The sequence below is a fragment of the Streptomyces sp. NPDC046712 genome (assembly GCF_040645695.1).
Lineage (GTDB): Bacteria > Actinomycetota > Actinomycetes > Streptomycetales > Streptomycetaceae > Streptomyces.
In genome coordinates this window covers 93,894-118,217 of the sequence record NZ_JBEYYW010000019.1, presented here as the reverse complement: position 1 = coordinate 118,217, position 24,324 = coordinate 93,894, and the positions used below count along the sequence as shown (strand labels likewise).

The window sequence follows — 24,324 nt, the reverse complement described above, 5'->3', positions numbered from 1 at the left end:
CCACTTAGTTCTGCTTGGGGTGAGAGGTAAGCAGCTCTGAAGAGTGGGTCTCTGGCATGATCTCCCTGCGCGACAGGAGGACATGGAGAGAGAACAGCATGAGCGAACAACGTGTCGCCCTGGTCACCGGCTCGTCCTCGGGCATCGGCGCCGCCGTCGCCCGCCGCCTCGCCGGCGCGGGGATCCGGGTCGTGGTCAACTCCGCGCGGTCGGTGGAGGCGGGGAAGGCTCTCGCCGCCGAACTGCCGGACGCCGTCTACGTACAGGCCGACGTCTCCGACCAGACCCAGGCCGCCGGGCTCGTCGCCGCCGCCGTGAAGGCGTACGGCCGGCTCGACATCCTCGTCAACTGCGCGGGCACCACCCGGTTCATCCCGCACGACGACCTCGACGCGGCCTCGCCCGACGTCTGGCGCCATCTCTACGACGTCAACGTCATCGGGGTCTGGCAGACCATCACCGCCGCCGTCCCCCACCTGCGCGCCAACGGGGCGGGCTGCGTCGTGAACATCTCCTCGCAGGCCGGCGTCCGCCCCGGCGGCAGCTCCATCCCGTACGCCGTCTCCAAGGCGGCCGTCAACCACATGACCAAGCTGCTCGCCAAGACCCTCGGCCCGGACGTCCGGGTCAACGCGGTCGCACCGGGCTTCGTCGACACCCCCTGGTTCGACGGGGTCGAGGGCGCGGACGAGGCCAAGGCCCATGTGGCGGGCGCGGTGCCGATGCGGCGGGTGGGGCGGCCGGAGGACATCGCCGGGGCCGTCTTCGACCTGACCAACGCCTCGTACATCACCGGCGAGGTCCTGCTCGTCGACGGCGGAGGTCACCTTCTCGGCTAGGGGGCGTCCGGCCGATCCTGGCCGGGCCCCTGGAGCGCGAGCTTGAACCCGTCGTGGCTGCGTGCGAAGCCCAGCGAGGCGTAGAAGCGGTGGGCCTCGGTCCGCTGCTTGTTGCTGGTCAACTGGACGAGCGCGCAGCCGCGGGCGCGCGCCCGCGCCACCGCCCGCGCCATCAGCTCCCGGCCGAGCCCGCCGCCGCGCCGGTCCGCCCGGATCCGCACCGCCTCGATCAGGGCCCGCTCGGCCCCGCCCTTGCCCAGACCCGGGATGTACGTCGCCTGCAGACAGCCGACCACCAGGTCCCCGTCCACGAGCACCAGCATCTCGTTGCGGGCATCGCTCTCGATGTCCGCGAAGGCCCGCTCGTACGCCGAGGTGACGACGACCGAGGCGGGGTCCACGACCTTGTCCTCGTCGGCGAGGAGGGCGAGGACGGCGGGGAGCTCGGCGCGGGTGGCGGGGCGAAGGATCACGGTGCGGAGTCTCGCACGGGCTTGACCTCAAGCGCACTTGATGTCCGAGGGTGGAGCCATCCGAACGACAGGGGGTTCCGTCATGAACGCCGTTTCCCAGCCCGATGCCCGCCCCGACCTCAGGCGGTCCGGCGTCGGGCTCGTCCTGGCCAGTACGTGGCGGGTCGGCACGCCCGAGCGGCAGCGGGCGGCCGTCGACGCGATCGCCAAGGTGTGGGGGAGCCGGGACTGGCCGGATGTCGGACTGCTCTCCTACTCGGTGTACCTCGGCACCGACGGCGACACCCTGCTCCACTACTCGCAGTGGACGGGTGAAGAGGCCTACCGGGACTACGTCGACCGGCTGCGGGACGACCGCAACGCCGAGATCGACGCGGCGGTGCCCGGGATCGAGCGGGTCGGGCTCGACCGGTACACGCTCTACCGGTCCACCGCGCCCGGCGAGGAGAGCGCCGACAGGATCCCCGGTTGTGTCGTGATCGTCGACGTCGAGTTCGACGGGCCGGACGCCGGCCGGCAGCGCGCCTGGGTGGACGGGGTCTTCGAGGCGCTGGCGACCGACCCGAACCCCGCGCCCGGTGGGATCTCGGGGCACTTCCACGTCGGCGTCGACGGCACCAAGGTCCTCAACTACGCCGAGTGGGAGAGCGAGCAGGCCCACATCGAGGCGCTCGCCCAGCCGGGGGCCGGGATCGGCTCCGCGACGCCCCAGTGGGCGAAGGTGCAGAACCACCCGGGGGTGACGGGCGGCGGGGTGAGGCGGTACACGCCCGCGCTGAGTCTCAGCGCGGGCGTGTAGCGAGCGGGACTACGGGCGGAAGCGCAGGACCTGCGGGTCGTGGTCGCTGTTCTGGTCCGCGAACTCGGCGTTGATGTGAACGCTGTCGTACTCGAAGTGACGGATTCCGGGGCTGGTCAGGATCTGGTCGAGAACCTGGCTGTTGCCCTGGAAGACGTACGAGTAGCGCTCGCTGCGCGGCAGCGACTTCACCGCCGGGTAGAGCGCCCCGCCGTCCGTCAGCGCCCGCGTCGTCTCCGAGAACTCGAAGTCGTTGATGTCGCCGAGGACCAGGACGTCGGCGTTCTTCTCGATCGCGAGGACGTCCTTGACGAAGGCGTTGACGGCCTGCGCCTGGAGGAGGCGCTTGGCCTCGGAGGAACGGTTCGGCGGCTGGTGGTGCGAGACCAGGGACTCGTCACCGCCCTTGGAACCGAAGTGGTTGGCGATCACGAAGACCGTCCGGCCGCGGAAGGTGAACTCGCCCGCCAGCGGCTTGCGGCTGTTCTCCCAGGCCGTGTTCGCCGGCTCGATCCGGCCGGGGGAGAGCGTCAGCGCCGCCCCGCCGTCCTCGCCGCGCACCACGCCCGTCGCGGCGGCAGCGTCGCCGCCCGCGCGGTCGGTGAAGGAGACCCGCTCCGGGTTGAAGAGGAAGACCTGGCGGATGTTGCCGCCGGGCTCACCGCCGTCCTTGTTGTTCGCCGGGTCGACCGAGCGCCACTCGTACGCCGGGCCGCCGGCGGCCACGATGGCGTCGGTGAACTTCTTCAGGGTCTGGTCGGCCGCGACCGTACCGTCGTTCTTGGCGCCGTTGTTGTCCTGGATCTCCTCCAGGGCGAGGATGTCGGGCGAGGCGAGGTTGTCCACCACGGCCGCGGCCAGCGCGTCGAACTTCTCCTGCGGGTCGGACGGGTCGAGGTTCTCGACGTTGTACGTCGCGACCGCCAGCTCGTTCTTGTGCTGCTTGTCCGTGGACTCGCGCTCCAGGCCGCGGTCGACGACCGTGCCCAGGGTGCGCGCCGTCAGCGTGTAACCGCCGAACTGGTTGAAGTCCAGCGGGCCCTCGGTCGTGCCGGAGAGCACGTCGCCGACGTTCGCCTTGGGGAACGGCTGCTGTGCGATCGGGGTCAGCGACTGGATCTGGAGCCGGCCGGTGTTCTGCGAGGTGTACGAGCCGTAGACCGTGCCGCCGCGCCAGGAGCGGTTCTCCCAGGGCTTCACCGTCACCCACAGCTCGCTGTACGGGTCGGTGGCGCCCACGACGCGCGAGGTGCCGACGCGGACGTTGGTGCCCTCCAGCGACTCGTAGTAGTCCAGGGCGTACGACTCCGGGTCCAGCTGGAGGCCGTTGATCGAGCCGCCGGCCGCCGGGTCGCCCTCGGGGGCGTACGCGTCGGGGACGGACCAGGCCGAGATCGTCACCGGGGCCGGGACCGGGTTGCCCTTCGAGACCACCGTCACGGTGGGCTTGGAGAGCTGCGTCAGCGACTGGTTGCCGGAGTTCAGGCCGCCGGGGACGTACTCGCCGACGGTGCCGTTCACGCTGACCGCGTCACCGACGGCGACGGTCGGCACGGAACTCGTGAAGACGAACAGGCCCTCGCTGGTGGCCGGGTTGTCGTCGGCCTGCGGGTCCTGGATCCAGAATCCGCGCGAGCCGTACGTCCGGACACCGGTCACGATGCCCGTGACGCCGGTGACCTGCTGGCCGACGAGGGGCGAGACACGGGTGGTGCCCTGGATGTCGTGGACACGGACGCCGGCCACGGTGTCGGCTGCGGTCTCCGCCGAGGCGGACGAGCCCGCGAGGAGTCCGGCCGCGAGCGCGGCCGCTACGACGGCGGCCACAGCCGCGGTTCTCGGTATGGAGGAAGGCATCAAGGAGCTCCGGAGGCGCTTGGAGAATCGGTCGATGAATCTACGCGCGTCAATCTCTTGGCTGGAAGGGGCACTTGTCAAGGGTCGACGGGTGTACGAAGGCTGACGGCTCCGTGAACCGAAGGCCCGCCCGGGAAATACGTCTACGCTGAAGCCCGTTCGACCCGACGCGCCCTTCGAGGAGAAGACCCCAGATGGCACCGGACCGCCCCACCCTGCCCCCGGTTCAGCTGCACTCGGACGCGGAGCTGGCGCGGGCCGCCCTGGCCGCCCCCCTCCTTGCCCGCGCGGCACGGCTCGCCCGCTGGGCCGGGCCCGAGACCCGGGTCGGCGCGGGCGGGGAGCTCGACGACGCACAACTGCCCGCGGCGGCCGAGGTGCTGGGGCTCACCGCGGACGAGGACGGCGCCGCGTACGCGAGCGAGGCCTGGCGGCTGGCCGTGGACACCGGACTCGTGGACGTCGAGGACGGGGACGACGACACCCCGGGCACGGCGACCACGGGCGAGAACCTCGCCGTCCTCACCGGCGGCGCGCCCCTCGACATCCTCGGGATCTGGCTCGACGCCCTGGACGTGGTGTTCGCCGATGCCACGGCGCCCGTGCTCGACGACCTGGCCGAGGTCATCGGCGAGGACGGCGAGATCGACTTCGAGCTCCTCGACTGGAACCCGGAGGAGGAGGCGGAGTTCCTGGAGGGCGTGCTCGGCAATCTGTACCTGCTGACGGTCGGCGAGGGCGGACCGGGCGAGGGCGCGGTGCCGCTGCCGGCGCTCGCCGCGTCGATGATCGTCCCGGACGACATGGGCGAGCCGACCGACGACGTACTGGAGCAGGTCTCCGAGGCGATGATGCGCCTCGACGACCAGTTCCGGCTGCTCGAACCGATCGGGCTCGTCGAGTACCAGCCCGTCGACGAGGCGCTGATGGCCGAGGAGGGCGAGGAGCCCGCCCCGCAGATCGACGAGGTCGACGACGAGGACGTCACGCGGTACGGGATGGTCCGGCTGACGCCGCTCGGGCTCTACGGCGTACGGGCCCGGATGCTGGAGGCGGGCGTGGACGCGCCGGCCGTCGGCGAACTGGCCGACAAGGGCGCCGACGTGCTCCTCGACGGACTCGCGTCCTACCCCGAGGCCGCTGCGCGCGCCGAGACGGTGGGCTGGCTGGCCGGACGCGACGAGGTGACCGCCGCCCGCGACCTGCTCGGCGCGGCGCGGGGCGCGGACACCGGCTCGCCGCTGCGACGCCTCCACTGCCAGCAGGCGCTCTCGCTGGTGGGCCCGGCGGCGGAGCCGGCGGTACGCGAGGTGCTGGACGACGCGGAACTGGGCGGGCTCGCCCGGGTCTGGCTGGCGGAGCGGGGCGCGACGGACATTCCGGCGCCGCCGGAGTCGATGATCTTCTGGCTGGCGATCGACACGATCGCGGCGCAGCTGGACGCGGAGGGCGACCTGGAGGAGCTCCGGGACCTGATCGAGGGCCTGACGGGCCGCCACAGCGGCTTCTTCGACGCGGCGTGGCGGGTCGAGCACCCGGCGACGGCGGAGGTCCTGGAAGCGATGGGCCGGCTGCACCGCGACAAGGGCGCGGCGAAGGAGGCCCGCAAGGCGGCGTTCAAGGCGAGGTCGCGGCAGGGGGCGTGAGCCCGGAACCCTGACGGGACCGGTGGCCGGCCCGCCGGGTGCCCACCGCGCCTGCCTCGCGCCGCGGGCGGGCGACGGGGCTCGGAGCCGGGCGGCCCGGCGCGCCCACCGCGACGCCCGTGACGTGCGGGCCCCCGCGCACGGGGCCCGCACGCCACTCACGTCCGCAGGTACGACGCGCCGTTGAGGTCGAGGATCGTCCCGGAGGACCATTCGGCCTCCGGGGAGGCGAGCCACAGGACCGCGTTCGCGATCTCCTCGGGGGTCGCCACGCGGTGGAACGGGCTCTGGGCGCGGATGGCGTCGCCCTCGGGGCCCGTGAGGCGGGGAGCGACCCGTTCGGTGGCGAAGAAGCCGGGGGCGACGGAGGCCACGCCGATGCCGTGCGGGGCCAGCGAGACCGCCAGGGACTGGCCCAGCGCGTGGACGGCGGCCTTGGTCGCACCGTAGGCGGGGTGGTCCGGTTCGCCGCGGAACGCGCCCCGCGAGCCGATGTTGACGATCCTTCCGCCGCCACCCTGGTCGATCATGCGCCGCGCGGCGAGATGGCTCAGGTTCGCCGTGGCCAGCAGGTTCACGGCCACATGTCGCTGCCAGACGGCGACCCACTCCTCGTACGGCGTCTCCGCCACGGGGTGCCGTTCGTTGACCGCCGCGTTGTTCACCAGGACGTCGATGCCGCCCAGCGCCTGCGCCGCCGCGTCCGCCACCGCCGCCGCGCCCGCCGGATCCGCGAGGTCGCCGCCGGTCAGCACGTGGCCGGTGCCCTCCAGGGAGTCCAGGGTCTCGCGGGCCTCGTCGGCTCGGGAGCCGTAGTGGACGGCGACCCGGTCGCCGTTGGCGGCGAACGCCTGGGCCACGGCCCGGCCGAGGCCCCGGGAGGCCCCGCTGACGAGGACGCGCCGGCCGGAAGGGAGCAGGTTCATGGAAGGACGCCTCTCTGTTCAACTCACGTTTATACGTGGGCGGGACCGTGTGCCCCGACACCGGGTGACGACAGGGAGACGACCACGCCATGCCGCTCGACCGCAGAGAATTCGCCAAGAAGTCCGCAGCCACCGGCGCCGGGCTGGTCCTGACCGGCTCCGTCGGGGCGCTGGCCACCGCGCCCGAGGCGCTGGCCTCGGAGGAGCTGGAGACGTGGGGCCACGGGCAGCGGCTCGGATACGGGCCCCTCGTCGAGGACCCCGCCGGCATCCTCGCTCTGCCCGCCGGGTTCTCGTACCGCGTCATCACCCACAGCGGCGTCACCACCCTGGAGTCCGGCGAGTTCACGCCGCAGAAGCACGACGGCACCGCCACCTTCGCCGGCCCCCGCGGCACCACGCTCCTGGTGAACAACCACGAGCTCAAGGGCCCCCGCTCCAAGTGGCAGCACCCGGTCCCGCTCACCGAGGGCCTCGTCTACGACCCCGCCGCCTCCGGCGGCTGCACCGTCGTCGAGGTGCACCGCGACGGCACCGTCGCCGAGTGGGTCGGCATCGCCGGCACCTCCACCAACTGCGCGGGCGGCCGCACCTCCTGGGGCACCTGGCTCACCTGCGAGGAGAACTCGGACCTCGCCGGCGAGAACGGCATGACCAAGGACCACGGCTACGTCTTCGAGGTCGACCCGCGCGACCGCCGCGCCAACCGCGACCCCAAGCCCATCAAGGCGTTCGGCCGCTACGACCACGAGGCCGTCGTCATCGACCCCAAGCGCGGCCACGCCTACCTCACCGAGGACGCCTCCGCGCCCAACGGCCTCTTCTTCCGCTGGGTGCCGCCGCACGGCTTCGAGCACGGCCGCGGCAAGCTCCGCACCCTCGCCGACGACGCCGGCGTCCTCCAGGCGCCCCGCTGCATCGACTCGGCGGGCCGCTTCGTCGACGACCTCTCCCGGGCCACCCGGATCGGCACGGTCTACGGCGTCGACTGGGTGGACGTCCCCGACCGCGACGGCCGCGAGGTCGAGGTCCGCGAGCAGTTCGGGCCCGGCGAGGTCACCCGGGCCCGCAAGCTGGAGGGCATGTGGTGGGCGGACGGCGGCGCCTACATCGTCTCCTCGTACGCCCGTGAGGAGAGCCCCGGCGCCCCGCACGACGGCCAGGTCTGGTTCTACGACCCCAAGCGCCGCACCCTCACCCTCCAGGTGCTGCTCGGCGTCAACGCCGACCCGGACAAGGACGGTGCCTACGACGGCCCGGACAACATCACCGTCTCTCCCTACGGCGGTCTCGTCATCGCCGAGGACGGCGAGGGCGTCCAGCACCTCTTCGGCGCCACCGAGCGCGGCCGCACCTACCCGATCGCCCGCAACGACCTGAACGACAGCGAGTTCACCGGCGTCGTCTTCTCGCCCGACGGCGACACGCTGTACGCCAACATCCAGGACCCGGGCATCATGGTCGCGATCACCGGACCGTGGCGCCGCCAGCCCCGCCGCTGACCTCGCCCCGAAACGCCGGAAGGGCCCGCCGGTCACCCGGCGGGCCCTTCCGCGTGCCGAGGTCAGAGCGCCTGGGCGGCGGGCTTCACCATGCCCCGGACCGTACGGGACTTCACGAACTCGCCCATCGCCGTCATCTCCCACTCGCCGGAGAACTGCTTGATGAGCTTCGCCATCATCACGCCCGTCTGCGGCTCGGCGGTGGTCAGGTCGAAACGGACCAGCTCCTCGCCGGTCGCCGCGTCCATCAGCCGGCAGTACGCCTTGGCGACCTCGGTGAACTTCTGGCCGGAGAAGGAGTTGACCGTGAAGACCAGACCCGTGGCGTCGGCGGGGAGGCGGCCGAGGTCGACCACGATGACCTCGTCGTCGCCCGCGCCCTCACCGGTCAGGTTGTCGCCGGAGTGCTTGACGGCACCGTTCAGGATGGAGAGCTTGCCGAAGTAGCAGCTGTCCAGGTGGTTGCGCTGGGGACCGTACGCGATGACCGAGGCGTCGAGGTCGATGTCCTTGCCGCGGTACGCGGGCTCCCAGCCGAGACCCATCTTGACCTGGGAGAGCAGCGGGCGGCCGCCCTTGACCAGGGACACGGTCTGGTTCTTCTGGAGGCTGACCCGGCCCTTGTCCAGGTTGATCTTGCCGGTGGAGACCGGGGCGGCGGGAGGAGCCGCCGGGGGAGCGGACGGCGGGGGAGGCGTCGGGGCGGCGATCCGCGGGTCGACGGGGGCGGCGGCCACCGGAGGCGCGACCGGGGGCGCCACCGGCGTGGCCGCCGGCTCCTCGTCCACCGAGACACCGAAGTCGGTGGCGATGCCGGCCAGCCCGTTGGCGTACCCCTGGCCCACGGCGCGCGCCTTCCAGGCTCCGTTGCGGAGATAGATCTCCACGACCACCAGCGCCGTCTCCGTACCGAGCTGCGGCGGGGTGAACGTGGCGAGGACGCTGCCGTCGTCGGCGTTCCTGATCGTCGCTGTGGGCTCGACGCCCTGGAACGTCTGGCCCGCCTCGTCGGGGCTGGCGGTGACGACGATCTTCTCGATGCCGGGCGGCACAGCGCCGGTGTCCACCAGGATCGCGTCGGGAGCCGTGCCGCCGCCGGAGCGGTAGGTCACACCGGGGCCGGTCGGCTGGTTGTAGAAGATGAAGTCGGCGTCCGAGCGCACCTTGCCGTCGGCGCTGAGCAGGAGGCCCGAGACGTCGAGCCGCACCGGGGCGGCCACGTCCACCGCCACGCGCGCGGCGGAGAGAGGGATGTTCGAGCCGGGGGTCATAGCGGTCATGTCAGGGGTAACGAGCGAGACCGCTTTGCCGTTCCCTTACCTTCGCTACCTTCGGCCACCCTGGTTACGGGGGTGGTTCCGGGCCGCGCGCTCGTTGCCGAACTTGTACGCGCCCGTCCAGCGCGCCATGACGAGCTGGGCGTCCCCCGACGCGACCTCCGTCAGGAACTTCTCCGCGCGTCCTCCGCGCAGGGTGCCCGCGGCGCGTCCTCGGTGGGTGAGGACGACCGTGCCGTCGGCGCGCTGCTCGTAGCTGAATCCATGAGGCTGTGGCATGACGCGCATCCTGCCGCTCCGGGGCAGGTCCGTCATATGAATATGTGAGCGGCTCGTATTCTTTCCGCTCGTGGGTGGGAGCTCTTTTCGTACGCAGGACGTGGACGAGGCGCGGCAGGAGATCGACGCGCGGTACTACGCCAATTTCATGGACGTCATCGAGCGGCGGCAGCGTCCCTTCGTGGCCCGGTTCGACACCGTCGACCTGGGCGAGGTGGTCATCGGCGACCTGGCCTGCGGCGCGGACGTGCGGATGCGCTTCGGCGAGCTCGGGGCGTTCCATGTCAACGCCCCGCTCAGCGGAACGATGGAGATGCGCCAGGGCGGCCGCGCCCCGGTGGTGGCGACGGCGACCGAGGCCGTGGTGCTCGACCCCTCGGGGGATACCTGTCTGGACCGCTGGAGCGGGGACTGCCGGACCGTCTCCGTCAAGATCGGCGCGGCCGCGCTGCACGACCGGCTGGAACAGCTCCTCGGGCGCCCGCCGCGCGGCGCCCTCGCCTTCGAGCCGACTCTGGACATCTCGCGCGGCCCCGGTCTGAGCTGGGCGCGCTTCGCCCGGCAGGTGGCGCGCGAGGCGCTCGCCGGGGACAGCCTGGCCCACCACGAGCTGGTCGCACGGCCCCTCCAGGAGGCCCTGCTCAACGGGCTGCTGCTGGCCGCCGAGCACCCCTGGCGCGAGGAGCTGGCCCACCCGGCGGAGCCGCTGCGGCCCGCGCCCGTCAAGCGCGCCATGGACGCCGTACGGGAGCGTCCCGAGCACCCCTTCACCACCACCGAACTCGCCGGCCTGGCCCGGGTCGGTGTGCGCCGGCTCCAGGAGTCGTTCCGGGAGTACGTGGGGATGTCACCGATGGCGTACGTCCGTGAGGTCCGGCTCGAACGGGTCCACGAGGAGCTGCGGGCCGCAGGACCGGGCGAGCTGAGTGTCAGCGAGGTGGCCTGGCGCTGGGGCTTCGCCCATCACGGGAGGTTCGCGGCGCAGTACCGGACCCGGTTCGGCGAGTCGCCCTCGCAGACCCTGCGGCGCTCGGCGGGGTGACGGCCGGACGCGCCGTCGGCCGGACGCGCCGCGTTTCGCGGACAGTTGCCGCGCTGAGCGGATCGCGGGGCCGCACACCGCCGCCGTAACGTTTCCTCTGTCGCGTGTGCCACCGCATGCAGTGACCCGGGCCCCGGCCGGCGCCCCCGCATAAGTCCGGCCGGGGGCCTGCGTACCCACCCCTCCCGCGCCGCGAGACACCCCCTAGTACGGCCAGCGCGGCGGGTCGGTGCAGAAGTGGCCGCCCAGGTTCGCGTCCCTCGGATCGTCCTCCGCCGGCAGCCCCTGCTCGGCGATGATCCGCTCGGCGAACCGCTCCGAGTCGTCCTGCGGCTCGTAGCCGAGCGCCCGGGCCGAGGAGAGATCCCACCACAGCCGGGTGTTGGCGGACGATCCGTACACCACGGTGTGCCCCACCTTCTCGGCGGTGAGCGCCGCGTGGAGGAGCCGCGCGCAGTCGGCGGGGCTCAGCCACATCGACAGCATCCGGACCGAGGTCGGCTCGGGGAAGCACGAACCGATCCGTACGGAGACGGTCTCGAGGCCGTGCAGGTCCCAGTAGAACTGGGCGAGATCCTCACCGAAGCACTTGGACAGGCCGTAGAAGGTGTCCGGCCGGTGCGGGGTGTCGACGGGGATCACCGGCTCGTCCCCGCGCGGGCGGGGAGTGAAGCCGACGGCGTGGTTGCTGGAGGCGAAGACGACGCGGCGCACCCCCTCCTCGCGCGCGGCCTCGTAGAGGTGGTGCAGGCCGGTGATGTTCGCGGCGAGGATCTTCTCGAAGGTCGACTCCAGGGAGATGCCCGCGAGATGGATGATCGCGTCGACCCCGCGGACGGCCTCGCGCAGCGCCTTGCGGTCGGTGAGGTCGGCGGTGATCGCGTCCGGTGCGCCCTCGACGGGCGCCAGGTCGAGCAGCCGGAGCTCGTACCCGTACGCGGGCAGCAGCTCGCGCATCAGCGTGCCGACGCCCCCGGCGGCGCCGGTGAGCAGGACGGTGCGGGGTGTGGGCATCGGGGAGGTCTCCGTCCGTGGATCTGATTCACAACCGTGGACACGGTAGGGAGGGGGCTCGTCGAGCGTCAAGAGCGCACACGGACCGTCAAGAGTGAACGCTGGAGGGTGTTTTGCGCCTTGACCGGCACTTCAGGGCTGCTCTAGCGTGAAGTCGTTCAAGAATATGGACAACAATCAGAACTGTGCACGACGGTGCACGACGGACTTCTCTGGGAGCGCCCGTGACCTCAGCCCCGCTCGCCGGCCGGCTCGACGGCCTGCTGTTCTTCCCCGTCACCGCCTTCGGACCGGACGGCACCGTCGACCTCGACACCTTCCGCGCCCATGTCCGCGGCGGCATCGAGGCGGGCGCGGCCGCGGTCTTCGCCTGCTGCGGCACCGGCGAGTTCCATGCCCTGACCCCCGAGGAGTTCCGCGTCTGCGTCGCCGCCGCCGTGGAGGAGTCCGCCGGCCGGGTCCCCGTCCTCGCCGGCGCCGGCTACGGCACCGCGCTCGCGATCCGGTACGCCCGGCTCGCCGAGGAGGCGGGCGCCGACGGGCTCCTCGCCATGCCCCCGTACCTCGTCGTCGCCGACCAGGCTGGGTTGCTGCGCCACTACACCGAACTCGCCGCCGCCACCTCGCTCGACGTCATCGTCTACCAGCGCGACAACGCGATCCTCACCCCCGAGACCGCCGTGGCCCTCGCCCGCGCCGAGGGGATCATCGGCCTCAAGGACGGCCTCGGCGACCTCGACCTGATGCAGCGGATCGTCAGCGCGGTCCGCGCCGAGGGCCTCGACCTCCTCTACTTCAACGGCCTGCCCACCGCCGAACTCACCGGACTCGCCTACCGCGGCATCGGCGTCACCCTCTACTCCTCCGCCGTCTTCTGCTTCGCCCCCGACATCGCCCTCGCCTTCCACACCGCCCTCGCCTCGGGCGACGACGTGACCGTGGAACGGCTCATCGACGGTTTCTACCGCCCCCTCGTCGAACTGCGGGCGAAGGGACGCGGTTACGCGGTCTCCCTCGTCAAGGCGGCGGTACGCATGGGCGGCCTGGACGTCGGTGAGGTGCGGCCGCCGCTGAGCGAGCCCGCGCCCGAGCACCTGAAGGAACTCGCCGCGATCATCGAGCGCGGACGCGCGCTGCTGGCGAAGCCGGAGGGCGAGGCATGAGGGCAGGGACCTTCGTCTACCCGTGGGACGTCGTCGGTGACCCGGCGGCGCCCGACCTCCTCGCGGACCTGGGCGTCGCACAGGTCACGCTCGCCTCCGCGTACCACTCCACCCGCGCCCTCACGCCCCGCCACCCGGGACACCGGATCGTCACCGCCGAGCACGCCGCCGTGCTCTACCCGCCGGACGAGACACGCTGGTCCGGGCGCGCGCTGCGACCGTACGAGGCGGGGGAGTGGGCGCCCGGCGACGCGTACGGGGAGGCATCGGGCGCGCTCGCGGCCGCCGGCCTGGAGGTGCACAGCTGGGTGGTCCTCGCCCACAACTCCCGCCTGGGGGCCGAACATCCCGGGACCTCGGTCGTCAACGCCTACGGCGACCGTTACCCCTGGGCCCCGTGCATCGCCCGACCCGACGTCCGCGCCCACCTGGTGGACCTGGCGGTGGAGGCGGCGGTACGGCCCGGCGCGGCCGGCACCGAGCTGGAGTCCTGCGGCTGGTACGGCCTCGCGCATCTGCACGCCCACGACAAGACCGCGGGGGTCGGACTCGGGGACCGGGAGCAGTACCTGATGTCCCTCTGCTTCTGCCCCTCCTGCCAGGAGGGGTACGGGGAGGAGGGCGTCGACCCCGACGCGCTGGCGGCGGCCGTGCGCGGCGCCCTCGCGCCGGTGTGGGCCGGAGGCGCCGTCGGCCCGCTCGACGGCTTCGCGGACGCCGCCCTGGCCTGGCGCACCAGGACCGCCCGCGCGCTCCAGGAGTCCGCGGTGGCCGCGGTCCGGGCGGCCGCCCCGCCCGGCTTCCGCGTCCTGCTCCACGCGGACCCGCACCCGTACCGCTGCGGGGCGAACGTCGGCACCGACCCGGCGCACGTGCTCGCCCTGGCCGACGGCGTGGTCACCCCGGCCGCCACCGTGGCGCCCTTCGCGGCCCACGCGGCACCGGACACCGTCGTCGCGGCCAACTTCCCGGTGGTGACGGGGATGGGCGGCTCCCCGTCCACCCTGATCGAGGACGCGAAGCGGGCGGCGTCGGAGGGGGCCACCGAACTCCGCCTCTACCACGCGGGCCTGGCCTCGAACTCCGACCTGGCAGCCGTCAGGGAGGCCCTGCGGGCGCTGGGCTGAGGCGGGGGCCAGGCCGGGGCCGGGGGCGGAGCTGGGGCCGGAGCATCTGGGACGCCCGGGTGCCTCAGGCGTCCGCCCGCGCCGGGGCCTCTGCGCGGGCGGACGTCCGGCCGACGAGGGCGATCGCTCCGGCGAGGCCCGCGACGGTCAGGAGGGGCAGCAGCAGCCGGATGTCGAGGAGGGCGACCAGGCCCGCGCCCGCCGCAAGGGCGATCGCGTTCGGGACGAAGACCAGGGTGTGTGCCGTCGCCGCCGCGCGTCCCATTGCGGCCTCCGGGGCCTCCCGCTGGACCGCCGTCATCGCGGCGATCAGGACGCAGGGCAGGCCCACGCCGATCAGCGCGCTCGCCACCAGCGCCACCCCGTCGTGCGGGACCGCGCGGGCGCCCGCCGCCACCGCGAAATGGGCCAGTCCGGCGGCGGACAGCAGCCGCTCGGGAACACGGCGCAGCAGCGGTCCGGCCGACAGCCCCGCGGCGACCGAGCCCGCTCCCTGGACGGCGTACAACACCCCCGCGTACGCGGGGGAGTGACCGAGTCCCCGGTCCACGACGGCGTAGATCGCCGCCCCGTTCACCCCGGCGAGCAGCATCGTGAAGGAGCCGGCCAGGACCAGGGGGCGCAGCACCGGCGAGGACCGGATCGTCCGCAGGCCCTCCGCCGTGTCGCGGAGCCAGTGGGCCGACGCCGGGCGCACCGGCTTCTCCTCCCGTACCCGCATCAGCGCGAACACCCCCGCGGCCAGCGCGAACGTCGCCGCGTCGAGCAGCGCCACCGGACCGCCGCCGTACCGGGCGAAGAGACCGGCCGCGGCGAGCGGGGCGATGAGCTTCACGCCCTCGTTGACCGTCATCCGCAGCCCGTTGAAGTCCCCGAGCAGCCGCTTGTCGAGCGCGCTCGCGGCCAGCGCGACCTCCGCCGCATCGTGGACGGTGCCCTGGATCCCGTACACGACAAGCACGGCGAACAGCAGCCACACCCGGTCCGCCGCGTCGACCCACAGCAGCGTCGGCAGCAGCGCCGCCATCGCCACGTTCGACCACACCATCAGCGGGCGCCGCCGCACCCGGTCCGCGACCGTGCCGAGGAGGGGACCGACGAGCGCCGGTGCCCACAGGGCGAACACGGTCAGCGCCGCCAGACTGTCCGAGCCGGTCAGGGACTTGACCCAGATCCCCGATGCCAGCCACATCGCCGTCGTGCCGAATCCCGACACCAGTACCCCGGTCAGATAGAGCCCCGCAGTTCCTCGCATGCCCGCAGCCTGGCGTCTGAGGTGGCCGGTGCGGATCGGGCAGATGCCCTAGAGGCAGAGGCAGAGGCAGAGGCAGAGGCAGAGTCCGGGTCCGTAACACCGGGGACACCTGAAACGGTCCACGGCTGGGCACAATCCAGCCAGCCGTCCCGAGGAGAACCATGTTTGACACCAGAACCAACCCGGTCGACCGGTACTTCGCGATCAGCGCCAGGGGGTCGACCTTCGGCCGGGAGATACGCGGCGGTCTCGCCACGTTCTTCACGATGGCCTACATCCTCGTGCTCAACCCGATCATCCTGGGCAGCGCGGAGGACAAGTTCGGCCACCAGCTCAGCGGCGCCCAACTGGCCACCGTCACCGCCCTGGTGGCCGCCGTCATGACCGTCGTCATGGGCGTCGGCGGCAACCTCCCGCTCGCCCTCGCCGCCGGACTCGGACTGAACGCCGTCGTCGCCTTCCAGCTCGCACCCCTCATGAGCTGGCCGGACGCGATGGGGCTCGTCGTCCTCGAAGGTCTGCTGATCTGCGTCCTGGTCGTCACCGGGCTCCGCGAAGCCGTCATGCACGCCATCCCGCACCCGCTCAAGCAGGCCATCAGCGTCGGCATCGGCCTCTTCATCGCCTTCATCGGCTTCGTCGACGCCGGCTTCGTGACCCGCATCCCCGGCGAGACCGGCGCCGTCCCCGTCCAGCTCGGCGCGGGCGGCCACCTCTCCGGCTGGCCCGTCCTCGTCTTCTGTCTCGGTGTGCTGCTCACCATCGCGCTCATGGCCCGCAAGGTGAAGGGCGCGATCCTCATCTCCATCGTCACCATGACCGTCGTCGCGATCGTGATCAACGAGATCGCCGACATCCCGGCGGCCGCCTGGGGCCTGACCGTCCCGGCCGTCCCCGAGGACGTCGTCGCCGCGCCCGACTTCGGCCTCGTCGGCTCCTTCAGCCTCTTCGGCGCCTTCGAGCACATCGGTGTCGTCACCCTCGTCCTGCTCGTCTTCACCCTGCTGCTCAGCGACTTCTTCGACACCATGGGCACCGTCGTGGGCGTCTCCAGCGAGGCCGGTCTCCTCGACGAGAACGGCAAGGTCCCGCAGCTCGGCCGGGTCCTCCTCATCGACGGAGCCGCCGCCGTCGCGGGCGGAGCCGCCTCCGCCTCCTCCAACACCTCCTACATCGAGTCGGCGGCCGGCGTCGGCGAGGGGGCCCGCACCGGCTTCGCCTCGGTCGTCACCGGTGGCCTGTTCGCGCTGGCCCTCTTCCTCACCCCGCTGGCCACCGTCGTCCCCGCCCAGGCCGCCGCACCCGCCCTGATCGCCGTCGGCTTCCTGCTGATGTCCCAGGTGCGGCACATCGACTGGACGAGCTACGAGATCGCGATCCCGGCCTTCCTCACGATCGCCGTCATGCCCTTCACGTACTCGATCACCAACGGCATCGGCGCCGGATTCCTCGCCTACGTCCTCATCAAGGCCGTCCTCGGCAAGGCGCGCGAGGTGCACTGGCTGCTGTGGGGGACGGCCGCCCTGTTCGCCGTCTACTTCGCGATCGACCCGATCGAGCAGCTGCTCGGCGTCAAGTAGCGCTGCCCGCAGGGGAGTCCGTCCCGGCGATGGCGAGCAGCGCGGCGCGCGCGGCGTCGCACAGCTCGTCGTCGTCCGGGACGGAGCGCCAGGTGCCGTGCGGGACGGGCCGCTCGTCGGCGTCGAGGAACGCCCTGAGGACCGGGAGGGCCGGCGCGGCGGGCGGGCCGATCCGGGCCAGGAGTCTCACGGTCTCGGTGACCGCCCGGTAGGCGTTGCCCCGTTCGGGGAAGGGCTCGATCGCGCGGACGAGGGCCGGAACGACCTCGTCGGCCTGTCCGGTGATCCGCCACAGCGCCTCGCCGACGCACAGCGGCAGCCAGCCCTCCGCGTGGACGTCGAGCAGCTCACGCAGCCGAGCGACGTACGGGGCGCCCTGCGGCCCCAGTTCGCCCACCACCCTGGCCGCGCTCTCCCAGCGGTACGCCTCGCCCCGCTCCGGAACCAGCAGCGCGAGCGCGGGCTCCCGGTCGCCCGTCAGCCGCCCGTACGCGACCGCCAGGGCGCGCGGAGCGAACGACTGGCCCTCGGGCGGGGCGTCGAGCAACGCGCGCAGCCGCTCCGGGGGCACGGCCGCGGACGCGGCCGGCCCGATCGCGGCGAGGGCGTCCAGCGCCCACACCGCGCCGTCGGTGTCCAGGAGGTCGCGCAGCTCCGGGATCGCGGGGGCCGCCGCCGCGCCCCAGGCCGTGAGGACCTGGCAGAGCGCGCGACGCTCGTCGACGGTCGAGGCGGCGGCCAGCCGGGCCCGCAGCGGCGGCAGCAGCGCGTCGGCGTGGGCGGCGAGACCTCCGGCGACCTCGGTCAGGCTCGGCTCGTCCGCCCCCCAGCCGGCGGAGTGCATCTCGAAGTACGAGAATGCCGGCCGCACCTCCGACAGCCGGCGTGCGACCGGCGGCACGCATCGGGCGTCCCCGATCCGGGACAGCGCCCAGACGGCCTGGTCCTGGGCCGGCAGGTACGGCTCGCCCTCGTCCGTCACCATGGCCGCCAGCGCGTCGGCCCAGGGGCGGGCGGCGTGCCCGCACATGCCGAGGACGCGGCCGGCGAAGCGCCGGTTCTCGGGTTCGGGGTCGGACAGCAGACGGGCGACGGCCGGGAGCAGTTCGGGCCCCGCGGAGCGCCGGCGGCTGATCGCGTCGGCGGCGGCCTGCAGCGCGCCCGCGCGTACGGCGCTCTCTTCGTGGGCGAGCAGCTTCACGGCCAGGGCGACCCGGCCGGCCCGGTCGTCGCCCAGGAGGCCGTGGGCCCAGGTGACGGTTCCCTCGAGGTACGTGACGCCCGGCCGCCAGGTCGCCGGCTCGCTCCCGAGCAGGACCTCGGACACCGTCCGTGCGTACGCCTCGTCGTCCTGCCCAGGCAGCGCGGCGCGCAGCGCCTGCACGGCGACGAGACGCGCGGCGGGCTCGGCGCCGTCCATGAGCGCACGCAGCCAGTCGACGGCCGCGGCCCGTTCCGCGCCGCCGTGCGGAGTCAACGAGCCGATCGACCCGACGAGTTGACCGCGTGTCTCCGCCGCCGGCTCCACCGCCCACCGGGCCCGCAGCGCCCTGAGCACCTCGTCGGCCCGGTCACGCGCCTCGGCGAGAGCCTCCGCGACGGCGCCGCGGATCGGGGCCAGGGGGTCGTCGAGCATGGTCAGCAGGTCCGTCACCGCCAGGTCCCAGGCGGCGGCCCAGGCCGGGTCGACGAACCGGGGCTCCGCGGTGTTGCCTTCGTGGGCCAGGCACCCGACGAGCTCGACGAGCTCCTGACGCACGCCCGGCTCGATTCCCGGGTCGGCCGCGGCGCGGAGCACGTACGGGACGGCGGGCGCCGCGGAGGTGTCGACGCATCCGCCCTGGTGGTGGATGTGCGTCAGCAGATCGTCGGCCGCCTCGGCCGCCTTCTCGGGCCGATGGAGATCCCGCAGCATGCCGGGCACGTCCTCGGCCGAACCGTAGGCATGGTGGAGGCTCGCCCAGTCGACGGCGTCGAGTCCCGCGAGGGGGTCGCTCATCTCCGTACAGGTCGGGTCTTCGAAAGGGCGCGGGCTCATGCCACGGCATTCTTCCGGGCCCGGTTCTCGTACCGCAGCGCGGCACCCGTCACCACCGCGCCGAGGCCCTCCCACAGGCCCACGCCGAGGAAGCCGGCCGGTGCGCGGCCCGTGACGACGGCGAGGGTGAAGACGGCGCAGGTGAGGAGGCGGAACGGGACCGTCCAGCGGAAGAACGGCTTCCAGTCCGCGAGCGAGGCCAGGACGTAGTAGACGCCCATGTTGAGCGCGGCCATGGAGGAAGCGGTCAGAAAGACGAGGGTGTGGTCCCCGTCCGCGCGGCTCGCGTCGGGGAGGGGTTCGAAGCCCATGACGGTGAGCAGGGTGTCGGGCGCCACGAGGCCCACCACCCCCAGCGCGGCGGCGAGCAACCCGAAGACGGCCATGGTCCAGCCGGACAGGGAACGGGGCAGTCGCACGGCGGTCCTCCGCGGGGTCGAAACTATGCTCGGTTCATGAGTGACCTTGCATACCGTGTCGCGGGGCCTGCCGACCAATCGGCCGTCGCCGCGCTCGACGACTCCTTCACCACGGAGTACGTCTACGAAGTCGCCGCCGGGGACGTCGGGTTCGGGCTGCGGCTCGTGGCCGTCGACCCGCCGCTGGTGAAGGTCTTCCCGGCGGACGACGAGAGCGAAGGGGACGACTCCGGCGGCGGCCCGCACGAGATCGTCGCCGTCGACGCCGACGGGACGATCTGCGGGTACATCGCCGTCGCCGTCGAGGAGTGGAACCGGCGCCTCGTCGTCCACCAGGTCACCGTCGCCCCCGCCCACCGCGGCCGGGGCATCGGCGGCGAGCTGATGCGCCGCGCCCTGGCCCACGGCCGCGAGCGCGGCGCCCGTACCGCCTGGCTGGAGGTCACCAGCGTCAACGTCCCGGCGGTACGGGCCTACCGGCGCATGGGGTTCCGGCTCTGCGGCCTGGACACCACCCTCTACACCGGCACCGAGTCCGAGGGCGAGACCGCGCTCTTCATGGCCAAGCCCCTGGACCGGTAGGTCACTTCAGGGCCGCCTTCATCATCTTCTGCGCCACCGGGGCCGCGAGCCCGTTGCCGCTGACCTCGGAGCGGGCGGCGCCGGAGTCCTCGATCAGGACGGCGACCGCGACCTCCTTCCCGGTCTTCGCGTCCTTGGCGTAGGACGTGAACCAGGCGTACGGCGTCTTGCTGTTGTTCTCGCCGTGCTGCGCGGTGCCGGTCTTGCCGCCGACCTCGGCGCCTTCGACGGCCGCGTTCGTGCCCGTGCCCTTGTCCACCACGGTCACCATCGCACTGCGCAGCTGCTCCGCGGTCGAGGACGAGACGATCCGCCGGGTGTCCCCGTCCTCGAAGGACTCGAGGGCGTCTCCGTCGGAGTCGACGACCTCCGACACCATGTGCGGCGCCGCCATGAGCCCGTCGTTGGCGATCGCCGCGGACACCATGGCCATCTGGAGCGGCGTCGCCGTCACATCGAACTGGCCGATGCCGGTGAGCGCGGTCTGCGCCTTGTCCATGCCGGACGGATACACGCTCGCGTAGGCGCGGACCGGGACGTCCCTCTCCTTGTCGTTGAAGCCGAACTTCTCCGCCATCGCCTTCACCTTGTCCTGACCGAGGTCGACGGCCATCTTGGCGAAGACGTTGTTGCAGGAGTACCGCAGCGCGGTGCGGATCGTGGCGTTCTCGCAGGGTGCCGAGGCGTTCTCGTTCTTCAGCACGGTCCGGGTGTCCGGCAGCGTGTACGGGTCGGGGCTCTCGGTCGCCGTGTCCACGGAGCCGTACAGACCGTTCTCGAGCGCGGCCGCCGCGACGACCAGCTTGAAGGTGGAGCCCGGCGGTAGCGGCTGTCGCAGCGCCCGGTTGACCAGCGGCTTGTCCTTGTCCGTGGTCAGCTCCTGCCAGGTGGAGCCGTCCGTCAGACCGGCGATCTTCGACGGGTCGTACGACGGGGTGGAGACCAGGCCCAGGATCCGCCCGGTCTTCGGGTCGATGGCGACTGCCGCGCCCTTGTTGTCGCCGAGGGCCCGGTACGCGGCCTTCTGCACGTCCGGGTCGATCGTGGTGACCACGTTCCCCGGCTCCTGCTGCTTGCCGGTGAGGGCGTCCAGCGGGTTCTTCAGCCGGGTGTCGGTGCCGTCCAGGACATCGGAGTAGATGCCCTCCAGCTGCGTGGCGCCGTACGCCTGCGAGCTGTAGCCCGTGACGGCCGCGTAGAGCTCGCCGTCGGTGTAGTCGCGCTTGTACGCGAGGTCACTGCCCGCAGTCTCCTTCGAACCGGTGACCGGAGAGCCGGCCACGATGATGTTCCCGAGCGGCTGCGCGTACTGCGCCATGACGTTCCGCCGGTTCTTCTTGTCGTCCGCGAGGGCCTTGGCTTCGTACGCCTGCACCCAGGTCGCCCGGCCCAGCAGGGCGAGCACCAGGAGCAGCGAGAAGACCGAGGCGCGCCTGATCGTCTTGTTCATCCCATATGCGGGACGAGCGGGAGGGGGCGGGTCGTTCCGGATGTGTCCCGTTTCTCAGGGAACCTTCATGCGCGAGGACACGAGGTCGGCCCGTTCGGCGGGGGCCGGCCGGCACCCCCGTGGTCGGCCGGCCCCGCCGTCACCGGGGCGTGATGAACCCCGACTCGTACGCCAGGATCACCGCCTGCGTACGGTCCCGTGCCCCCGTCTTCGCCAGGACCGCCGCCACATGGGTCTTCACCGTCGCCGGGCCCACGCCCATCCGGCCGGCGATCTCCGCGTTCGTCAGACCCGTCGCCACCAGGCGCAGCACCTCCGCCTCCCGCTCGGTCAGCCGGGCCACCCACGGCGGCGCCGCCGGGGGACGGCGGCGGGCATGTTCGGCGGCGAGGCCCCGTACCGCCGCCGGGTAGAGCAGGGAGTCGCTGCGCGCGACCAGCCGGACCGCGTCCACCAGCTCCTCGGCCGCCGCCCGCTTCAGCAGGAACCCGGCCGCGCCCACCCGCAGCGCGTCGTACACGTACGCGTCGTTCTCGAAGGTCGTCACCACCACGATCCGCGGGGGCTCCGCCATCCCCGTCAGGATCTGCTCGGTCGCCCGTATCCCGTCGATCTCCGGCATCCGCACGTCCATCAGCACCACGTCCGGCCGCCGCTCACGCACCACCGACACCGCCTCGGCGCCCGTCGACGCCTCGCCGACCACCTCCAGGTCGGGCTCCGCGTCGAGGATCACCCGCAGCGCGGTCCGTACCATCCGCTCGTCGTCCGCGAGCACGATGCCGATCACCGGCCACCCTCCTTGCTCGCGCTCGGCTTCGCCGTCCCCAGCGGCAGCCGCACCGCGAGGCGCCAGGCGTCGTCCACCGGGCCGGCCTCCGACGTGCCGCCCAGGAGGCGGGCGCGCTCCGCGATGCCGAGGAGGCCGCGGCCGCCGTCGGGGCGGGCCACCGGCGCGCGGGCGGGCAGGGGGTTCTCCATCGTGATCTCCAACTCGTCGTCGTGCAGGGCGAGCCGCGCGGTCACGCGCTCGCCGCCCGCGTACCGGCCCGCGTTCGTCAGGCCCTCCTGGACGATCCGGTACGCCTCCCTCGACACCGCCTCCGGCACCCGGTCCAGGTCCCCGGTCACCGAAAGCTCCACCTTCGGCCCGGCGCCCTTCACGAGCGCGTCCAGCGCGTCGAGCGGCAGCCCCGGCAGCTCTCCGTCGTCCTCGCCCTGACGCAGCAGGCCGAGGACGGAATCCAGTTCGCCGACCGTGCGCCGGGTGGTCTCCTCGATCGCGGCCAGCGCCTCGCGTACGAACTCCACGTCGGTGTCCAGGACCCGCCGCGCCGCGCTCGCCTGGAGCGTCACCGCGCTCAGGGCGTGGCCGACCGAGTCGTGCAGTTCACGGGCGAGCCGGTTCCGCACGGCCAGCTCCGCGGCGCGCCGCTCGGCCGCCGCCAGCCGGTCCGCCGGGCTCGGCCCGAGCAGCCGCGGGGCCTGGCGTGCCAGGAACTCCCCGCCGGCCGCCGCGGCGGCGACGAGCCCGAGGAGCATCAGCATTCCGAGCGGAATTCCGGCCCAGACCATCCACGCCCGGTCCAGGCCCCAGAAGGAGCTGAGCGCGGACTCCCGCAGCTCCGCCGAGAACGGCAGCGCCATCGTCGTGACCGCGAACGGCGGCACCGCCAGCGTCGCCCCGCTGATCAGCGCCCCGATGCCCACATGGAGCGTGTACCAGCCGGCCGTCCGCGCCTTGGCGCTCCGGCCCCTCGCCGGGCCGTCCGCGTACCGGTCCGCCGGGACCCCGCACAGCGCCCGCGCCGCCGCCACCGAGATCGGCCGGGTCAACGGGAAGAGCGAGCTGACGGCGGCGAGCGGCAGGCCGATCGCGTACGCCCCGAACTGCACGGTCAGGCTCGCCGCGAACATGCCCTGCCCGCCGGTGAACCAGGCCATCACCACGGTGCCGACCAGCCAGTACGGCATGAACAGGGCGCCGCCCAGGATCAGATGGACCCAGCGGAGTCTCGCCCGCTGTCCGAGCAGGGCTTTCACGCGCTCGCGCTCCGGCGCCGAAGGAAGACGGCCAGGCAGCCGGCCAGCAGGAACCCCGTGATCATTTCCCCAGCGTAGGTCAGCTGCATCAGGCCCGTGGGCTCCTTGGCGGGATCGGTCCCCGGCATGAAGGTCACCAGGAGCAGGTAGCCGCCCCAGCAGCCCGCCCCGCCCGACCCGACCCAGCCGACACCGAGCACCGTACGCACGGAGGCCGACCGGGCCCACTGGAAGACCAGGGTCAGGACGAAGACCACGGCGAGCGCGAGGAACAGCAGTCGCAGCCCTTCGATGACGTAGAAGTCCCCGTCCCGCTGGGCGATCCGCGATGCCGGGAGCCCGGTCGTGGAGCCCGCGGCCCACAGCAGGTGGACCGTGGCGGGGCCGAGGGCGACCAGCGTGGCAGTGACCGCCGTGACGCGGACACCGGTACGGGAGAAGCGGGCGGGCAGGTCGCCGAGGGTGCCGCGCCAGACATGGCCCCAGCGGTCGCGGGCGTAGAGGAAGAAGAGGGTGCCGAGCGCGAGTCCCTGGACGATGAAGCCGCCGTAGACGGTGCCGAACACCCACTCGTCGAGGAAGGGTTCTCGGCTGCCGGCCGGCTCGGGACCGGAGAGGAGCCCGACGGCGGTCTGGGCCGGGAAGCCGATCATGATCGGGGCGAGCAGGCCGGTCGCCACCCACATCGGGAAGGCGAGCAGCCAGGTCGGCACGCGCCGCCCCCACGGCTGGGTGAGCAGCAGAGCGAGGAGCACGACGACGGCGTCCATCACCACCGAGATCGCGTTGACGGCGGCCATCAGCTCCCGGTTCTCCAGCAGGACGCTGCCGGCCGGGATGCCGACGTCGCTGCCCGCGACCCAGGCGATCTTGAGCGAGATGTACGGGAGGCAGGCCACGACGGCCAGGGCGCGCAGGATCCGGCGGGCGGTGCCCGGGCGTCCGGGGGCCGGGTCGGGGAGGGGGGCGGGGAGAGGAGCGGTCCGTGTCATGGCTTCACGCTCCCGCGCGGG

22 protein-coding genes are annotated in these 24,324 nt (G+C 72.9%); 9 read left to right on the top strand and 13 right to left on the bottom strand.

The genetic code is table 11. The annotated features are described in order from the left end of the window. The first annotated feature begins 98 nt into the window (after nt 1-98). Entirely contained in the window at nt 99-839 is a 741-nt protein-coding gene (locus ABZ939_RS24340) for a glucose 1-dehydrogenase (protein WP_361858912.1), read from the top strand. Here the strand turns inward: ABZ939_RS24340 and ABZ939_RS24335 are convergent. Continuing rightward, nucleotides 836-1,312 (bottom strand): GNAT family N-acetyltransferase, encoded by a 477-nt coding sequence (locus ABZ939_RS24335; RefSeq protein WP_361858909.1) that lies wholly within the window; start codon nt 1,310-1,312, stop codon nt 836-838. The two genes, ABZ939_RS24340 and ABZ939_RS24335, sit on opposite strands and share 4 nt — an antisense overlap. Nucleotides 1,313-1,394: 82 nt before the next feature. Between ABZ939_RS24335 and ABZ939_RS24330 the strand changes: the two genes are divergently transcribed. Further along, entirely contained in the window at nt 1,395-2,111 is a 717-nt protein-coding gene (locus ABZ939_RS24330; RefSeq protein WP_361858906.1) for an antibiotic biosynthesis monooxygenase, read from the top strand. 9 nt (nt 2,112-2,120) lie between these two features. On the opposite strand, the gene ABZ939_RS24325 is transcribed toward ABZ939_RS24330, so the two are convergent. After that, nucleotides 2,121-3,968 carry an endonuclease/exonuclease/phosphatase family protein gene (locus ABZ939_RS24325; protein ID WP_361858903.1) on the bottom strand — a complete coding sequence of 616 codons (1,848 nt, stop codon included), beginning with the start codon at nt 3,966-3,968 and terminating at the stop codon, nt 2,121-2,123. A gap of 194 nt (nt 3,969-4,162) precedes the next feature. Here ABZ939_RS24325 and ABZ939_RS24320 point away from each other — a divergent pair, with 194 nt between their 5' ends. After that, entirely contained in the window at nt 4,163-5,614 is a 1,452-nt protein-coding gene (locus tag ABZ939_RS24320) for a hypothetical protein (protein ID WP_361858900.1), read from the top strand. A 158-nt stretch (nt 5,615-5,772) separates the two neighbouring features. Here the strand turns inward: ABZ939_RS24320 and ABZ939_RS24315 are convergent, their stop codons facing one another. Further along, the gene (locus ABZ939_RS24315; RefSeq protein WP_361858898.1) at nt 5,773-6,540 is read right to left on the bottom strand and encodes an SDR family oxidoreductase; all 768 of its coding nucleotides are present in this window, start codon (nt 6,538-6,540) and stop codon (nt 5,773-5,775) included. Between the two features lie 89 nt (nt 6,541-6,629). On the opposite strand from ABZ939_RS24315, the gene ABZ939_RS24310 reads away from it, so the two are divergent. Then, nucleotides 6,630-8,042, top strand: a complete 1,413-nt coding sequence (locus ABZ939_RS24310; protein WP_361858895.1) for an alkaline phosphatase PhoX — start codon at nt 6,630-6,632, stop codon at nt 8,040-8,042. A gap of 62 nt (nt 8,043-8,104) precedes the next feature. Here ABZ939_RS24310 and ABZ939_RS24305 read toward each other — a convergent pair whose 3' ends face one another. Beyond that, entirely contained in the window at nt 8,105-9,322 is a 1,218-nt protein-coding gene (locus ABZ939_RS24305; RefSeq protein ID WP_361858892.1) for a TerD family protein, read from the bottom strand. Between the two features lie 45 nt (nt 9,323-9,367). Continuing rightward, nucleotides 9,368-9,598: a hypothetical protein gene (locus ABZ939_RS24300; protein WP_361858889.1), complete on the bottom strand. Its 231-nt coding sequence runs from the start codon at nt 9,596-9,598 to the stop codon at nt 9,368-9,370. A gap of 70 nt (nt 9,599-9,668) precedes the next feature. Between ABZ939_RS24300 and ABZ939_RS24295 the strand changes: the two genes are divergently transcribed. Then, the gene (locus ABZ939_RS24295; protein WP_361858886.1) at nt 9,669-10,640 is read left to right on the top strand and encodes an AraC family transcriptional regulator; all 972 of its coding nucleotides are present in this window, start codon (nt 9,669-9,671) and stop codon (nt 10,638-10,640) included. Between the two features lie 204 nt (nt 10,641-10,844). On the opposite strand, the gene ABZ939_RS24290 is transcribed toward ABZ939_RS24295, so the two are convergent. Then, a complete protein-coding gene (locus tag ABZ939_RS24290) occupies nt 10,845-11,654 on the bottom strand; it encodes an NAD(P)-dependent oxidoreductase (RefSeq protein WP_361858883.1) in 810 nt (269 codons plus the stop codon). Between the two features lie 224 nt (nt 11,655-11,878). Here ABZ939_RS24290 and ABZ939_RS24285 point away from each other — a divergent pair, with 224 nt between their 5' ends. Continuing rightward, complete coding sequence (locus ABZ939_RS24285) at nt 11,879-12,817, top strand: 5-dehydro-4-deoxyglucarate dehydratase (protein ID WP_361858880.1); 939 nt, start codon at nt 11,879-11,881, stop codon at nt 12,815-12,817. Further along, nucleotides 12,814-13,944 (top strand): hypothetical protein, encoded by a 1,131-nt coding sequence (locus ABZ939_RS24280; RefSeq protein WP_361858877.1) that lies wholly within the window; start codon nt 12,814-12,816, stop codon nt 13,942-13,944. Before ABZ939_RS24285 ends, ABZ939_RS24280 begins: the two co-directional genes overlap by 4 nt. Before the next feature lie 64 nt (nt 13,945-14,008). On the opposite strand, the gene ABZ939_RS24275 is transcribed toward ABZ939_RS24280, so the two are convergent. Then, on the bottom strand, nt 14,009-15,199 hold the full coding sequence (locus ABZ939_RS24275; RefSeq protein ID WP_361858875.1) for an MFS transporter: 1,191 nt from the start codon (nt 15,197-15,199) through the stop codon (nt 14,009-14,011). Between the two features lie 161 nt (nt 15,200-15,360). Between ABZ939_RS24275 and ABZ939_RS24270 the strand changes: the two genes are divergently transcribed. Beyond that, nucleotides 15,361-16,779, top strand: coding sequence for an NCS2 family permease (locus ABZ939_RS24270; RefSeq protein ID WP_361858872.1), 1,419 nt, complete (start codon nt 15,361-15,363; stop codon nt 16,777-16,779). Here the strand turns inward: ABZ939_RS24270 and ABZ939_RS24265 are convergent. Next, the gene (locus ABZ939_RS24265) at nt 16,772-18,817 is read right to left on the bottom strand and encodes a hypothetical protein (RefSeq protein ID WP_361858870.1); all 2,046 of its coding nucleotides are present in this window, start codon (nt 18,815-18,817) and stop codon (nt 16,772-16,774) included. The genes ABZ939_RS24270 and ABZ939_RS24265 overlap by 8 nt on opposite strands. After that, a complete protein-coding gene (locus ABZ939_RS24260; RefSeq protein WP_361859052.1) occupies nt 18,814-19,203 on the bottom strand; it encodes a hypothetical protein in 390 nt (129 codons plus the stop codon). Before ABZ939_RS24260 ends, ABZ939_RS24265 begins: the two co-directional genes overlap by 4 nt. A 69-nt stretch (nt 19,204-19,272) precedes the next feature. Here ABZ939_RS24260 and ABZ939_RS24255 point away from each other — a divergent pair, with 69 nt between their 5' ends. Beyond that, nucleotides 19,273-19,818: a GNAT family N-acetyltransferase gene (locus ABZ939_RS24255; RefSeq protein WP_361858867.1), complete on the top strand. Its 546-nt coding sequence runs from the start codon at nt 19,273-19,275 to the stop codon at nt 19,816-19,818. A 1-nt stretch (nt 19,819) separates the two neighbouring features. Here the strand turns inward: ABZ939_RS24255 and ABZ939_RS24250 are convergent, their stop codons facing one another. From ABZ939_RS24250 to ABZ939_RS24235, 4 genes are all read right to left on the bottom strand, one after another. Beyond that, nucleotides 19,820-21,268, bottom strand: a complete 1,449-nt coding sequence (locus ABZ939_RS24250; protein ID WP_361858864.1) for a penicillin-binding transpeptidase domain-containing protein — start codon at nt 21,266-21,268, stop codon at nt 19,820-19,822. Nucleotides 21,269-21,407: 139 nt separating this feature from the next. Beyond that, on the bottom strand, nt 21,408-22,025 hold the full coding sequence (locus ABZ939_RS24245; protein WP_361859050.1) for a response regulator transcription factor: 618 nt from the start codon (nt 22,023-22,025) through the stop codon (nt 21,408-21,410). A gap of 29 nt (nt 22,026-22,054) precedes the next feature. Beyond that, the gene (locus ABZ939_RS24240) at nt 22,055-23,311 is read right to left on the bottom strand and encodes a histidine kinase (protein WP_361858861.1); all 1,257 of its coding nucleotides are present in this window, start codon (nt 23,309-23,311) and stop codon (nt 22,055-22,057) included. Further along, nucleotides 23,308-24,303, bottom strand: a complete 996-nt coding sequence (locus ABZ939_RS24235; RefSeq protein WP_361858858.1) for a hypothetical protein — start codon at nt 24,301-24,303, stop codon at nt 23,308-23,310. The genes ABZ939_RS24240 and ABZ939_RS24235 overlap by 4 nt, the downstream gene beginning before the upstream one ends. Nucleotides 24,304-24,324 lie beyond the last annotated feature (21 nt).

Bases quoted from the DNA above. Each gene is read 5' to 3' on its own strand.
- ABZ939_RS24340 (WP_361858912.1), top strand. From the start codon at position 99: ATGAGCGAACAACGTGTCGCCCTGGTCACCGGCTCGTCCTCGGGCATC.
- ABZ939_RS24315 (WP_361858898.1), bottom strand. From the start codon at position 6,540: ATGAACCTGCTCCCTTCCGGCCGGCGCGTCCTCGTCAGCGGGGCCTCC.
- ABZ939_RS24245 (WP_361859050.1), bottom strand. From the start codon at position 22,025: ATGGTACGGACCGCGCTGCGGGTGATCCTCGACGCGGAGCCCGACCTG.
- ABZ939_RS24275 (WP_361858875.1), bottom strand. From the start codon at position 15,199: ATGCGAGGAACTGCGGGGCTCTATCTGACCGGGGTACTGGTGTCGGGA.
- ABZ939_RS24320 (WP_361858900.1), top strand. From the start codon at position 4,163: ATGGCACCGGACCGCCCCACCCTGCCCCCGGTTCAGCTGCACTCGGAC.
- ABZ939_RS24265 (WP_361858870.1), bottom strand. From the start codon at position 18,817: ATGAGCCCGCGCCCTTTCGAAGACCCGACCTGTACGGAGATGAGCGAC.
- ABZ939_RS24255 (WP_361858867.1), top strand. From the start codon at position 19,273: ATGAGTGACCTTGCATACCGTGTCGCGGGGCCTGCCGACCAATCGGCC.
- ABZ939_RS24290 (WP_361858883.1), bottom strand. From the start codon at position 11,654: ATGCCCACACCCCGCACCGTCCTGCTCACCGGCGCCGCCGGGGGCGTC.
- ABZ939_RS24280 (WP_361858877.1), top strand. From the start codon at position 12,814: ATGAGGGCAGGGACCTTCGTCTACCCGTGGGACGTCGTCGGTGACCCG.
- ABZ939_RS24235 (WP_361858858.1), bottom strand. From the start codon at position 24,303: ATGACACGGACCGCTCCTCTCCCCGCCCCCCTCCCCGACCCGGCCCCC.
- ABZ939_RS24325 (WP_361858903.1), bottom strand. From the start codon at position 3,968: ATGCCTTCCTCCATACCGAGAACCGCGGCTGTGGCCGCCGTCGTAGCG.
- ABZ939_RS24250 (WP_361858864.1), bottom strand. From the start codon at position 21,268: ATGAACAAGACGATCAGGCGCGCCTCGGTCTTCTCGCTGCTCCTGGTG.
- ABZ939_RS24330 (WP_361858906.1), top strand. From the start codon at position 1,395: ATGAACGCCGTTTCCCAGCCCGATGCCCGCCCCGACCTCAGGCGGTCC.
- ABZ939_RS24300 (WP_361858889.1), bottom strand. From the start codon at position 9,598: ATGCCACAGCCTCATGGATTCAGCTACGAGCAGCGCGCCGACGGCACG.
- ABZ939_RS24270 (WP_361858872.1), top strand. From the start codon at position 15,361: ATGTTTGACACCAGAACCAACCCGGTCGACCGGTACTTCGCGATCAGC.
- ABZ939_RS24260 (WP_361859052.1), bottom strand. From the start codon at position 19,203: ATGGCCGTCTTCGGGTTGCTCGCCGCCGCGCTGGGGGTGGTGGGCCTC.
- ABZ939_RS24310 (WP_361858895.1), top strand. From the start codon at position 6,630: ATGCCGCTCGACCGCAGAGAATTCGCCAAGAAGTCCGCAGCCACCGGC.
- ABZ939_RS24305 (WP_361858892.1), bottom strand. From the start codon at position 9,322: ATGACCGCTATGACCCCCGGCTCGAACATCCCTCTCTCCGCCGCGCGC.